Below are 11,943 nucleotides of genomic sequence, written 5' to 3'. Positions count from 1 at the left end.
ATGATGCATGGCCGCATCGATGACGCCCAGGTCGCGGAAATCTATCGCCAGCTCGGCATGGACCGCCCGCTCGTCATCCAGTATCTGGATTTCCTGCGCCATGCGGCGATGGGTGATCTCGGCACCAGCCTCATCCAGAAGGCCCCGGTCACCGGCCTCGTGCTCGAGAAAATGTGGCCGACCCTGATGCTGCTCGGCTTGAGCACCGTCTTTTCCATCCTCATCGCCGTGCCGCTGGCTCTGATCGCCGCCTTCTATCGCAACCGCTGGCCCGATCATGTCATCCGGCTGGGAAGCATTGTCGGATTTGCCATGCCGTCCTACTGGATCGGCCTCCTGCTCATGCTGTGCTTCGGACTGTGGCTGGGCTGGTTTCCGATTTCAGGCCTCGGCAGCACGCCCTTGGAGAAGCTGCATCATCTCACCATGCCGGCCTTGACCATCTCGCTGTTCCTGGGCCCGATCCTCATCCAGTCGATGCGCTCCTCCATGCTCGATGTGCTAACCTCGGAATATATCGAGGTGGCGCGCGCCAAGGGCCTGTCGGAATGGCGCATCCTCACCAAGCATGTGCTGCGCAACGCGCTGATCCCGGTCATCACGGTGCTCGCCGTCAATATAAGCTGGCTGCTGAGCGGTGCCGTCATCGTCGAATATGTGTTCGGCCTGCCCGGCCTCGGCTCGCTGCTGGTGCGCTCGGTCGGCTATCGCGACTATCCCCTCATCCAGGGCCTGTCCTTCGTCTTCGCGGTCCTGGTGATCATCGTCAACCTGCTCGCCGATCTCAGCTATATGCTGGTCGACCGGCGCGTGCTGAAGGCCTGAGCCATGAACGAGATCGCCGCTTATCCGCCGCGTTCACTGGCCGCAAGGCTGGCGCGCGAGATCGGCTCGTGGAGCCCGTCGCTCAAGGTGGGCAGCGCCATCATGACGGCGATCGTGCTGGCGGCGATCTTCGCGCCATGGCTGGCGCCCTTCGATCCCAATGCACAGGACTTCAACGCCATCCTGATGCCGCCCGGCTTCCCGCATCTGTTCGGCACCGACAGCCTCGGGCGCGACATCTTCTCGCGCGTGATCTACGGCGCCCGCGCCTCCTGCGGGTCCGGCTTCGCCATCGTGGCGCTGTCGACCCTGATCGGCGTCCTGGTCGGCTGCTTCTCGGGCATCGTCGGCGGCCGCACCGACACCCTGATCATGCGGCTGATGGACGTGCTGCTGGGCCTGCCCGCTTTGATCCTGGCGATGGCGCTGGCGGCGGCGCTGGGCCCCAGCCTGTTCAACGCCATGCTGGCGGTCGCGATCGTGCGCATCCCCGCCTATGTCCGGCTGGCGCGCGGCCAGACCCTGACGCTACGGGCGAAATACTACGTCAAGGCTGCCAGGACCTTCGGCGCCTCGCCGCTGCACATCCTGCGCTGGCACATCCTGCCGAACGCGATGTCGCCGATCGTGGTGCAGGCGACGATGGACCTGGGCAACACCATCCTGATCGCGGCGGCGCTCAGCTTCATCGGCCTCGGCGCCCAGCCGCCGACCTCGGAATGGGGGGCGATGGTGTCGAGCGGCCGCAACTATTTCCTCGATCAATGGTGGTACGCCACCTTCCCCGGCCTGGCGATCCTGGTCGCGGCGATCGGCTTCAACCTGGTCGGCGACGGGCTGCGCGACCTGCTCGACCCGAAGCTGGGGCCGCGATGACCGAAGCGCTGCTCGATATATCCGGCCTGTCGCTGGAGTTCCCGACCTTCCGCGGCCCGGTGCAGGCGCTGACCGACATCAGCCTGTCGGTCGGGCCGGGCGAGATCGTCGGCCTGGTCGGCGAATCCGGCTGCGGCAAGTCGGTGACCACCATGGCGGCGACGCGGCTGCTGCCGGAGGGACGCTACCGCATCACCGCCGGAAGTATCCGCTTGTTCGGCCGCGACCCGATGGCGATGAGCCAGCGCGAGTTGCAGGAGATGCGCGGCCGGCTGGTGTCGACCATCTTCCAGGAGCCGATGAACGCCCTGAACCCGACGCTGCGCATCGGCCGGCAGATCATCGAGGTGATCCGCCGCCACCAGCGCATCGCCAAGGCCCGCGCCGCCGACCGGGCGCGCGAGCTGCTGGCCGACATGCAGATCGCCGACCCCGACGGGGTGATGCGGGCCTATCCGTTCGAACGGTCCGGCGGCATGCGCCAGCGCGTGCTGATCGCCATGGCCTTCTCCTGCAACCCGCGGTTGATCATCGCCGACGAACCGACCACGGCGCTGGACGTCACGGTCCAGGCCCTGATCCTGCAGCTGATACGCGGCCGGGCGCGCAAGACCGGCACCGCCGTGGTCTTCATCTCGCACGACATGGCCGTGGTCTCGCAGCTGTGCGACCGCCTGACCGTGATGTATGCCGGACGGGTGGTCGAGAGCGGCGCCACCGCCGAGGTGCTGAACCGGCCGCAGCATCCTTACACCCGCGCCCTGCTGCGCTGCCTGCCGGAGCGGGCGGCGCACAAGGCGCCGCTGGAGGCGATCCCCGGCACGGTGCCCAGCCTGATCGGCCCGCCGGCCGGGTGCCTGTACCGGCCGCGCTGCCGCGAGGCGGTCGAGGCCTGCGGCACGACCCCGCCGCTGTTCGCCCCGGCGCCGGCTCACGACGTCGCCTGCTGGCGCCGCCAGGAGATCGCGCCATGACCGCGCCCGACACGCCGCTGCTGCAGCTGGACGGCGTCGCCGTGCGCTTCCCGGCGCAATCCAGTTGGCTGGGCCGGCGTGCCTATGTCCATGCCGTCAATGGCGTCGACCTGGCGCTGCGCCGCGGCGAGACGCTGGGCATCGTCGGCGAAAGCGGCTGCGGCAAGAGCACGCTGGGCCAGGCGATCATGGGGCTGGCGCCGATCGCCGAGGGCCGCATCCGCTTCGAGGGGCAGGACATCGCCGCCCTGCCCCGAAAGGAGGCGCTGGAGGTTCGCCGGCGCATGCAGATCGTGTTCCAGGACCCGCAATCCTCGCTGAACCCGCGCATGCCGGTGTGGCGGCTGATCGCCGAGCCGCTGCAGATCCGCGGCGGCCTGTCGGGCAAGGCCCTGCGCGCCCGCGCCGCCGAGCTGGCCGAGGCGGTCGGGCTGCGCCCCGACCAGATCGACCGCTATCCGCATGAATTCTCCGGCGGCCAGCGCCAGCGCATCGCCATCGCCCGCGTGCTGGGGCTGGAGCCGAGCCTGCTGGTGCTGGACGAGCCGACCTCGGCGCTCGACGTCTCGGTCCAGGCCCAGATCGTCAACCTGCTGCTGGGACTGCAGCGCGATCTCGGCCTGGCCTATCTGCTGATCTCGCACGACGTGTCGCTGATCCGCCATGTCTGCGACCGGGTGGCAGTGATGTATCTGGGCCAGGTGGTCGAGACCGGGCCGGCCGAGGCGGTGCTGGCCGCGCCGAACCACCCCTACACCCGCACCCTGCTGGACGCGGTGCCGAGCCTGGAACACCCACTGCCGGCAGTGACTGCCGCGCGGGCGGCGGAGCTGCCGAGCAACCGCCGGCTGCCGACGGGCTGCTTCTTCCGCGAACGCTGCGCCTTCGCCGCCGCCGGCTGCGACCAGCCGCAGCTGCTGCGCCCCCTGGCCGCAGACCGCTGGGCCCGATGCCATCGCGCCGAGGCCATCGCGGCGCAGGCGCCGGCCGCGATGCCACCGGTGCCGGCTCCACAGGACGCGCTGCTGGTGTGAACGGCCCCTTACCGACAGCCAAGCTGTAAATCCGTCATCGCGAGGAGCGTAGCGACGCGGCGATCCAGAGATCGAGCCGCTGGATCGCCACGCCCCTTCGGGGCTCGCGATAACGGTTCAATAAGTCATGCCGCCGGCCTCAGGCCGCCGCCTTGGCCTTCCGCGGCTTGCGCCACAGGCCGGCGCCGCCTTCGATGCCGGCGTCGTTCGAGGCGATGGCCACGCCCTTCGGCAGCTCGAAGTCGATGTGCTTGGCGTTGCCGCCGCTGATGTGGATGCGGTCCGGGTGCAGCAGGATCTCCAGCACCTCCAGCGCCCGCTTCACCCGCTTGTTCCAGCGCTTCTTGCCGGCCTTCTCATAGGCGGCGTTGCCGAGATACTCGTCGTAGGTCTTGCCCTTGTGCAGCGGGTGGTGCGCCAACTCCAGATGCGGCGTCAGCTCGCCGTCGCGGAACAGCGCGGTGCCGACGCCGGTGCCCAGGGTGACGACCAGTTCGACGCCGCGGCCGGTGACCAGCGCCAGCCCCTGCATCTCGGCATCGTTGATCATCTTGGCCGGCGCCCCGCCCAGCCGCTTCGACAGGGCGGCGACCAGACCGAAGCCGGCCCAGTCCTCGGTGCCGAGGTTCGGCGCGGTGATCACCTTGCCGTCGCGAACCACGCCGGGAAAGCCGATGGCGATGCGGTCGAATGCCGGCAACGGCTTGACCAACGCCGCCACGGTGTCGAGGAACAGCTTCGGCGGGCATGGATGCGGCGTCGGCACGCGCTGCCGGTCCGACCGCATCTGCCCACGGTCGTCGATGACGGCGGCCTTCAGCCCCGTCCCGCCCACATCAATGGCCAAGATGCCGGGTTTCACAGGCGTTCCTCCTTCATGGTTCCGATGAGGATGTCGACCGGATTCGGGCAGCGTCAAGCGGCGAAGCCAGATCCGGCTGAACAATCGCTCGGGACCATGGGTAGGACGGGAGGTGCCGGTTGGGGCCAATGTGTGGCCATTCCCGCAGATGAGGGCCTTCCGAATAGACCCGGCCGTCTCTTCTTTGTCCCCCCTTTCCTTGCGGGGAGGGGGGACATAAAAAGGATGGGCTCAGTTTATTCTGAGACGATCCCGCCAGGTGGGAGAGGCGCCGCTTAGGGCTCCGCCCTCACTCCTCCCGGTAGCCGAATCGTGGGGAATTGCCGGTGGCGCCGTAGTAGCGGTAGGGCAAGAACTTGCCCGACATGGTCAGCTTGACCCGGTCGCCATTCGGGTCGGGCAGGCGCTCCATCTCGAAGTCGAAATCGATGGCCGACATGATGCCGTCACCGAACTCCTCCTGGATCAGTTCTTTCCAGGTGGTGCCATAGACCATCACCAGCTCGTAGAAGCGGTAGATCAGCGGGTCGGTCGGCGGTGCCTGGAACGACCCGCGATAGGGCGCCTCGTTCAGCATCCGCTGCTCCCCCTCGGTCAGGCCGAACAGGGTGGCGGCCTCGGCTGCCTGCGGCTTGGTCAGTTTCATCTGGCCCAAGAGCGCGGCGGTTATCAGCACCGGCGAATGGCCGCCGATGACGGAAGTGATCTCCCGCCAGGTCCAGCCCTTCTCGCGCTTGATGTCCAGGATCTTCTCGGTCAGGTCTTCACGCTTCATCGCGACATCCTCTCCGATCTCAGGTGTATGGATCAGAGAGAATGATACGCAATCGCCGTGCCAGCCCTGCGGTCAGAGCGCGCGGGTGCCCTCCAGCAGGCCATGCACGCTGTAGGTCATGATCGCCAGCAGCGCGGTCAGGCCGAGATACAGCACGCCATATTCGATCCGCGCCTCCAGCGGCGCGTTGTAATAGGCCAGCGCCTCTGGGCTGTTCGGGTCGTGGCGCCAGGCCTTCAGCACCTGCGGCGCGGCCATCAGCGCCACCAGCAGCAGCACCGGGCTGGGCCGGTACAGCAGCAGCCCGACCATGATCGGCGCGCCCAGCAGCCAGACCTTGGGCGACAGGATCGCGGTGATCCGGCCGCCATCCAGCGGCGACACCGGCAGCAGGTTGATCAGGTTCAGGAAGAAGCCGGAATAGGCGACGGCCAGCAGCAACCGGCTGTCGACCTCCCGCGCCCAGAAATACACGGCGAAGGCGCCCATCGTGCCCAGGAACGGCCCGGCGAAGGCGACATAGGCCTCGGTCTCCACATCCATCGGCTGCTGCTTCAGCTCGATCCAGGCGCCGATGAAGGGGATGAAAGTCGGCGCGCCGACATCCAGGCCGCGCTGCTTCGCCGCGATGTAGTGCCCCATCTCATGCACCAGCAGCAGCAGGACGAAGCCGGCGGCATATCCCCAGCCGAAGATGAAGGCGTAGGTCACCAGCGACAGCAGCATGGTGCCGCCGGTCAGCCCGATCTTGCCGAATTTCAGGAAGCCGACCAGCAGCAGGAGGATGCGGATCATGGGCAGGGCCTGACCGTGTTCACGCGGTGCCGCCGTCGCGCGGCTTGCGCCGGAACAGCCGGGTCAGGCCGATACCGAAGGCACCCAGCGCGATGATGATGACCTTGGCGAATTTCAGCACGAAGGCGCCGGCGATGGCGATCAGCCCCAGCTTCTTCGCCGCGACGCCGGCCACCAGCGCCGCCAGCCCGTATTCCGCGACCTTGTCGGTGCTCTCGGTGAAATCCTCGTAGCGCTTGCCGTTGACGTAGCCGATGTCGTTCAGCAGCTCGCGGGCATATTTCTTCTCGCTGTCGATCGTGGCGGTCGAGGTGATCAGGTTCAGGCCGAAATAGCCCTCCCGCCCCAGCGCATAGGTCTTGTAGTTGGCCGAACCCTCATCGGCGGGGTTGTTCTTCTCCACGACCTTGGCCGACCAGACCAGGTGATGGGTGCCGGCATCATATTGCGGCACCTCGAGCCAGCCGGTCACCGCCAGGGGCGGGAAGCCGCGGGCGATCCGGTCCTTATTGCCGGATTCGGTCCCGTCCTTCAGGTTGCCCAGCAGCTCGTCGGCGTTCCAGTTGGTCTTCGCGTCGTCGTCGCGGATGTAGCCTTCCTTGGTGTAGTCGACCAGCGCGTACCATTCCTCGTCGGGCTTGTCGGAGACGACCATGCCGATCAGCTCGGGGGCGGTGAAGCCGCCCCAGGCGCGCCGGATCCGGTTCGTCTCGTCTTTCGGAAAGAACACGTAGCCCTCGGGCAGGGCCAGCGAGCCCTGGTCGATCAGCGGGATGGTCGACGGCCCGTGCAGGGCCACCTTGTCGGCGGCCTCCCAGGCGGCCTGCTGCTCCGCCTTGTTCGCCGCGGCCTGGTCGGTGGGCGACGCCGTGTTCGTCGGCGGCGTCTGGCCCAGGGCGGCGCCGGCCCAGGCCAGGGTCAATGCGATCGCGAGCGCGCGATGCGGCAATCCGAGAACCATGACTATCCCCCCAATAGCCGGTCTTCCCCGGGGCCGGTGGTCCTGAAACCAGCCGCGGGCCATGACCGCCATAAGCGATGAAGATCATGGCAATTTGAAGCGAATATCGGCGAGGGCTGGCGCCGGTCAGCCTTCGGCGCCGCACATGGCGAAGCTTCTGCTCAGTCCTCTCCCGGGCTGCCGCGCAGCCGCTTCACCGAGGACCGCTTGCCCTTGGTCTCCAGCCGCCGGATCTTGCTGCCCAGCGTCGCCTTGGTCGGGCGGCGTTTCTTCGGCGCGATGGCGGCGCGCTGGAACAGGTCGACCAGCCGGGCCACGGCCTCGGCCCGGTTGCGCTCCTGGCTGCGAAACTCGCGTGCCGTCAGCACCAGCACTCCGTCCTTGGTCAGGCGCTGTCCGGCCAGGATCACCAGCCGCGCGCGCATGTCCTCGGGCATGTCGGCGCGGTCGATCGCGTAACGCAGCTGCACCGCGGTCGCGACCTTGTTGACGTTCTGGCCGCCCGGGCCCGAGGCGAGGATGAAGCTCTCCTCGATGTCGCGCTCGTCGATCTGGGTGCGGGCGGTGATGCGGATCATGGTGGCCGGACCCTCGCACGGACGGGGCGCGCTTGTCATGTCTGCGCCGCTGTGCGATCCCCGGGGCCAGGGAGGGCTTCCGGGCAATGACCATCAGGTTGCGGCACATCGAGGCATTGCAGGCGGTGCAGAAGGCCGGGTCGATCACCGGCGCGGCCGAGCTGCTGAACGTGTCCCAGCCCGCGGTCAGCAAGCTGCTGCGCCATGCCGAGGACCAGCTGGGCCTGCGCCTGTTCGAGCGGGTGAAGGGCAAGCTGGTGCCGACCCGCGAGGCGAAGCTGCTGGAGGTCGAGATTGACCGCACCTTCGCCGGGCTGGAGCGGATCTCCAGCATCGCCGCCAACCTGCGGCGCGGGCGCGAGGGCCATGTCAGCGTCGCCTGCCTGCCCAGTCTGGGCTTCGGCTTCATGACCGAACAGGTGGCGCAGTTCCACCGCGTGCATCCCGGCGTCAGCTTCGACCTGCGCACCCACCACACCCGCGAGATCCTGGAGCTGGTGGCGACCAACAGCCTGGACCTTGCCATCGCGCATGAGCCGGTGCTGCCGCCCGGCATGCGCAAGGTCCCGATCGGCACGTCGCGGCTGGTGCATCTGTCGACCGTGCCGCTGGCGCCGGGCGAGGCGGCAGAGATCACGCTCGACCGGATCGATGTCGAGACGCTGATCGGCGTCGACCCCGACACCTCGATCGGCATGACCTTGTCCGAGGCCTTCGCCGCCGCCGGCATCCGTTATGCCCCGCGCAACCTGATCCAGACCTATTACCTGGCGCTGCCGCTGGTGCGCCACGGCACCGGCTCGGCCATCGTCGACGAGCACACCGCCCAGGCATGGTCCGCGCCGGACGTGGCGGTCCGCGTCATCGTGCCGGAGATCACCCTGCCGATCACGGCGCTGCACCACGAGAACTACCCGCTGTCGCATTCGGCGCATCTGTTCCTCGACCACCTGACCGGGCAGCCGACCCGCCGCACCCGCTCCGCCCGCCGCTGAGACCAGAGCTTCAGCGGGAGATAACATCCGCTGCGGCACCCATAACCGGTCGGAATTTGACGGCGCGGCCGGCGAGGGGCATCACCGAGGGACCCGCCAGATCCCGCAGGACCATCATGCCCAACGCCAAGCCCGTCATCGGAGTCACCCTGGATGCCGAGCAGCCGGGCGGCTATTCCTCCGCGCCCTGGTACGCGCTGCGGCAGAACTATTGCGGCTCGCTCGCCGAATTCGGTGCCACGCCGCTGGCGCTGCCGCATCTGGTCGATGCGGCCGACCGCTATCTCGATCTGTGCCAGGGCATTGTCGTCACCGGCGGCGGCTTCGATGTCGACCCGTCGCTGTACGGTGCCGGGTCGGTACATGAGACGGTGAAGACCAAGCCAGTGCGCACCCAGTTCGAATGGGCGCTGGTGCAGGGCGCCATCGCCCGGGACATGCCGGTGCTGGGCATCTGTGGCGGCGAACAGCTGCTGGCCGTGGTGCTGGGCGGCACGCTGGTGCAGCACATCCCGGCCGAGATCGAGAACGCGCTAGACCATAGTCCGGAGCGGAAGGTGCATGACCCCGTCGGCTCGGTCGCGGCGCATGAGGTCGCGGTCGCGCCCGGCAGCCTGCTGGCCCGCATCACCGGGGCGGCGCGCTTCGGCGTCAACAGCTCGCACCACCAGGCGGTGAAGTCGGCCGGGCCGTCGCTGATCGTCTCCGCCACCGCACCGGACGGGGTGGTGGAGGCGATCGAGCATCCGGGCCAGCGTTTCTGCCTCGGCGTGCAATGGCACCCGGAATATCTGCGCGGCGAGGCCGACCGGGCGATCCTGGCCGCCTTCGTCGCCGCCTGCCAGCCCGTCCGATAATGCTACTGGAGCGGCCGTCTGATGGCGGTTTCTCCGCTTCCGGTGCTCACGGACGTAGATGTTCGCTGCGCTCCGGTTCTCGAAACCACCACCAGCCGACTCGCCCCAGCGCATTCTCGAACGGGCTTGAGGATTATCGATGAGCGATCGTGAAGGCGCCGCGGCGGCGGCCGGGCCGCAGCTGGTCCGGGACCTGCTGGATGAGTTCGAGGGTGCGGTCGGGCCGCAGGATTTCGGCCTGACCTATCGCACCTATCCCGGCCGGCTGTGCGACGGCGCGGCCGGGCGCTATGCCGACGGCCCGGCCTTCGGCTATCGCCAGGATGCGGCGGTCTACCCGGCCAGCACCTGCAAGAGCTTCTACATGGTCGCCTTCCAGCATTGGGTCGAAACCGGCCTGCTGCAGGCGGATGACGAGGACCTGCGGGCGCTGTCGGCGATGATCCGGCAGTCCAGCAACGACGCCACCACCTATCTGTTCGGCCGGATGACCGGCACCACACCGGGCGGCCCGCTGCCCGAGGCTGACATGGCGGCGTGGTGGGACCGGCGGCAGCAGATCCACCGCTATTTCCAGGGCTGGGCCTGGCCGGACTTCGCCGGGCTGCGGCTGTGGCACAGCACCTACGAGGATTCGCCCTATGGGCGGGAGAAGGCGGCCCGTGCCCGTGGCGGCAACCTGATCGCGCCCTGTGCCGCGGCGGCGCTGCTGCACGGCATCGTCGCCGGGCAACTGGTCTCACCCGCCGCCTGCGGCCGGATGATGGAGCTGCTGGACCGCGAGCCCGAGCGCGAGCCGCAGGCGTTGCCGCCGGATTATCGCGACCAGGTCCGCGGCTTCCTCGGCGGCGGCCTGCCGCGCGCGGTGCGGCTGTGGTCGAAGGCCGGCTGGACCAGCGAAACCCGGCACGACATGGCCTATTGGGAAGCGCCGTCGGGCCGCAGCATCGTGGCCGCGGTCTACACCGTTGGGCCGCACATGGCGCAGAACGACCGCTTCCTGCCGGCGGTCGGCCGCCGGCTGCTCGCCTTGCTGGATCGGTGACCCGCATGCCCCCCGTCTGGCACGACGACCACGCCTCGCCGAATTATGCCTATCTGGCGGCGCCCTTCGCCGACCGCGCCTTTACTCTCGATGCCGGGGGGCTGGAGGCGCTGTGCCGGCTGACCCGGTTCCGGCCGCGCGGTGGAAGAATCCCGTTCGGGCTGCGCGGCTGCGCCCTGGCCGGCGCCGCAGGCGAGTGGAGCGACGCCGTCTCCCTGCGCGAGGCGCGGCCGGATCATCACGCGCCGGGCTGCGTGCTCGGCATCTGGGATCGGCCGGCCGGGCGGGTGATCGCCTGGCCCGGCTCGACCGTGCCCAACGCCGCCTATATGCGCCAGCAGGCTGCGGCGCCGGACCGGCGGGTGGCGAACATGCTGGCGCTGGGCATGCACCCCTTCGTCATCGGCCCACACCAGCCGGCGGGCCGGCCGGCGGAGGAGGGGGCGTTCCAGCTCGACCGCACGGTGGAGGTGCCGGTCTGGCGGTCGCTCGACGCGGCCGGCTACGACCTGTCCTGCCGCTTCGATGTCTGCGCACCGGAGGACAACATCCACGCCGCAGGCCTGCCCGGCGACGGCACTGAATTCTCCTCGGCCGGCTGCCAGACTCTGCCCGGCCGGCACCAGCCGCCGGCCGATCCGACCGGCGCCTATGCCGCCTTCCGGCAGGCGGCGGGGCTCAGCCCCAGCCCGGACCTGGCTGAAACCGGCCTGGCCTTCGACTATCTGCTGGCCAGCGGCCGGCATCTGCGCCTGATCGCCGAGCGGCCCGCCGATCCCGGCTTGGCCAGGCTGATGGCGGGGTCGAGCGGGCATGAGGTGCGGTTGCTGCAGGATGTCTTCGTCGCTCTCGGCCTGATCTCCGACTGGGGCTTCACCGCCGGCGTGTTCAACGGCTTTACCGCCAAGACGCTGCAGGCTTGGCAGGCCGCGACCGGCCGCGTCGCCGACGGCATCCTGCGGCCGGAGGAGGCCGCGGTGCTCGGCTTCGATTTGAACTGATCGACATAGCATCGTCATGACAGCGTCTAGGCGCGGACACGCCGATATCCGATAGTCCCTGAGGGTCCGTGACGGGCCCGGTTCTCGATCGCCGGAAGTGCGACGGGATGGGGGCGATGTTCGACTGGGCGACTTCGAAGCGGCATGCGGCCGGCGCCGACGACCGGTTCCGGGCCGAGCAGATCTCCGGCCTGTACCAGAACGCACCGATCGGCGTGATCGGTGCGCTGCTGGGCGGCGTCGTCGTGGTCGGCGTGCTGGTCAGCGGCGATCTCGTCCCGATGAGGGTCGCGGCAAGCTGGATCGGCATCCTCACCGTCGTCGCCGCCTGCCATCTGCTGCTGTGCTTCATCCACCGGCGCCGC

Annotated in this window: 14 protein-coding genes; 9 read left to right on the top strand and 5 right to left on the bottom strand. The window is 68.8% G+C overall.

Features of this window, described 5'->3' with window-relative positions; genetic code table 11:
• The 4 genes from AC3XYG_RS08195 to AC3XYG_RS08180 all read left to right on the top strand — a co-directional run.
• Window positions 1–825, top strand: an 825-nt coding sequence (locus tag AC3XYG_RS08195; protein WP_489139324.1) for an ABC transporter permease, incomplete at its 5' end; no start/stop codon positions are given.
• Window positions 826–828: 3 nt separating this feature from the next.
• Window positions 829–1,701, top strand: a complete 873-nt coding sequence (locus tag AC3XYG_RS08190; RefSeq protein ID WP_489139323.1) for an ABC transporter permease subunit — start codon at window positions 829–831, stop codon at window positions 1,699–1,701.
• Window positions 1,698–2,675, top strand: a complete 978-nt coding sequence (locus AC3XYG_RS08185) for an ABC transporter ATP-binding protein (RefSeq protein WP_489139322.1) — start codon at window positions 1,698–1,700, stop codon at window positions 2,673–2,675. The genes AC3XYG_RS08190 and AC3XYG_RS08185 overlap by 4 nt, the downstream gene beginning before the upstream one ends.
• On the top strand, window positions 2,672–3,709 hold the full coding sequence (locus AC3XYG_RS08180) for an ABC transporter ATP-binding protein (protein WP_489139321.1): 1,038 nt from the start codon (window positions 2,672–2,674) through the stop codon (window positions 3,707–3,709). Before AC3XYG_RS08185 ends, AC3XYG_RS08180 begins: the two co-directional genes overlap by 4 nt.
• A gap of 139 nt (window positions 3,710–3,848) precedes the next feature.
• On the opposite strand, the gene AC3XYG_RS08175 is transcribed toward AC3XYG_RS08180, so the two are convergent.
• The 5 genes from AC3XYG_RS08175 to arfB all read right to left on the bottom strand — a co-directional run bounded on the left by AC3XYG_RS08175 (window position 3,849) and on the right by arfB (window position 7,680).
• On the bottom strand, window positions 3,849–4,571 hold the full coding sequence (locus AC3XYG_RS08175; RefSeq protein WP_489139320.1) for an ROK family protein: 723 nt from the start codon (window positions 4,569–4,571) through the stop codon (window positions 3,849–3,851).
• Between the two features lie 289 nt (window positions 4,572–4,860).
• Entirely contained in the window at window positions 4,861–5,346 is a 486-nt protein-coding gene (gene cynS, locus AC3XYG_RS08170) for a cyanase (protein ID WP_489139319.1), read from the bottom strand.
• Window positions 5,347–5,418: 72 nt separating this feature from the next.
• Window positions 5,419–6,141: a site-2 protease family protein gene (locus AC3XYG_RS08165; RefSeq protein WP_489139318.1), complete on the bottom strand. Its 723-nt coding sequence runs from the start codon at window positions 6,139–6,141 to the stop codon at window positions 5,419–5,421.
• Window positions 6,142–6,160: 19 nt separating this feature from the next.
• Window positions 6,161–7,102 carry a DUF2167 domain-containing protein gene (locus tag AC3XYG_RS08160; RefSeq protein WP_489139317.1) on the bottom strand — a complete coding sequence of 314 codons (942 nt, stop codon included), beginning with the start codon at window positions 7,100–7,102 and terminating at the stop codon, window positions 6,161–6,163.
• Window positions 7,103–7,263: 161 nt separating this feature from the next.
• Window positions 7,264–7,680 carry an alternative ribosome rescue aminoacyl-tRNA hydrolase ArfB gene (gene arfB, locus AC3XYG_RS08155; protein WP_489139316.1) on the bottom strand — a complete coding sequence of 139 codons (417 nt, stop codon included), beginning with the start codon at window positions 7,678–7,680 and terminating at the stop codon, window positions 7,264–7,266.
• A gap of 86 nt (window positions 7,681–7,766) precedes the next feature.
• Between arfB and AC3XYG_RS08150 the strand changes: the two genes are divergently transcribed.
• The 5 genes from AC3XYG_RS08150 to AC3XYG_RS08130 all read left to right on the top strand — a co-directional run.
• A complete protein-coding gene (locus AC3XYG_RS08150; RefSeq protein WP_489139315.1) occupies window positions 7,767–8,675 on the top strand; it encodes a LysR family transcriptional regulator in 909 nt (302 codons plus the stop codon).
• 116 nt (window positions 8,676–8,791) lie between these two features.
• A complete protein-coding gene (locus AC3XYG_RS08145; protein ID WP_489139314.1) occupies window positions 8,792–9,532 on the top strand; it encodes a gamma-glutamyl-gamma-aminobutyrate hydrolase family protein in 741 nt (246 codons plus the stop codon).
• Window positions 9,533–9,671: 139 nt separating this feature from the next.
• Entirely contained in the window at window positions 9,672–10,577 is a 906-nt protein-coding gene (locus tag AC3XYG_RS08140; RefSeq protein WP_489139313.1) for a serine hydrolase, read from the top strand.
• Between the two features lie 5 nt (window positions 10,578–10,582).
• Complete coding sequence (locus AC3XYG_RS08135) at window positions 10,583–11,578, top strand: peptidoglycan-binding domain-containing protein (RefSeq protein WP_489139312.1); 996 nt, start codon at window positions 10,583–10,585, stop codon at window positions 11,576–11,578.
• A gap of 116 nt (window positions 11,579–11,694) precedes the next feature.
• The coding region (locus tag AC3XYG_RS08130) for a hypothetical protein (protein ID WP_489139311.1) at window positions 11,695–11,943 on the top strand (249 nt) is incomplete at its 3' end.

It is taken from the genome of Inquilinus sp., from assembly GCF_057815775.1.
This window is presented reverse-complemented; position numbering and strand designations above follow the sequence as displayed.

Coding starts and splice junctions, on each gene's coding strand:
- arfB (WP_489139316.1), bottom strand. CDS start 7,680: ATGATCCGCATCACCGCCCGCACCCAGATCGACGAGCGCGACATCGAG.
- cynS (WP_489139319.1), bottom strand. CDS start 5,346: ATGAAGCGTGAAGACCTGACCGAGAAGATCCTGGACATCAAGCGCGAG.
- AC3XYG_RS08160 (WP_489139317.1), bottom strand. CDS start 7,102: ATGGTTCTCGGATTGCCGCATCGCGCGCTCGCGATCGCATTGACCCTG.
- AC3XYG_RS08150 (WP_489139315.1), top strand. CDS start 7,767: ATGACCATCAGGTTGCGGCACATCGAGGCATTGCAGGCGGTGCAGAAG.
- AC3XYG_RS08145 (WP_489139314.1), top strand. CDS start 8,792: ATGCCCAACGCCAAGCCCGTCATCGGAGTCACCCTGGATGCCGAGCAG.
- AC3XYG_RS08165 (WP_489139318.1), bottom strand. CDS start 6,141: ATGATCCGCATCCTCCTGCTGCTGGTCGGCTTCCTGAAATTCGGCAAG.
- AC3XYG_RS08140 (WP_489139313.1), top strand. CDS start 9,672: ATGAGCGATCGTGAAGGCGCCGCGGCGGCGGCCGGGCCGCAGCTGGTC.
- AC3XYG_RS08135 (WP_489139312.1), top strand. CDS start 10,583: ATGCCCCCCGTCTGGCACGACGACCACGCCTCGCCGAATTATGCCTAT.
- AC3XYG_RS08180 (WP_489139321.1), top strand. CDS start 2,672: ATGACCGCGCCCGACACGCCGCTGCTGCAGCTGGACGGCGTCGCCGTG.
- AC3XYG_RS08190 (WP_489139323.1), top strand. CDS start 829: ATGAACGAGATCGCCGCTTATCCGCCGCGTTCACTGGCCGCAAGGCTG.
- AC3XYG_RS08185 (WP_489139322.1), top strand. CDS start 1,698: ATGACCGAAGCGCTGCTCGATATATCCGGCCTGTCGCTGGAGTTCCCG.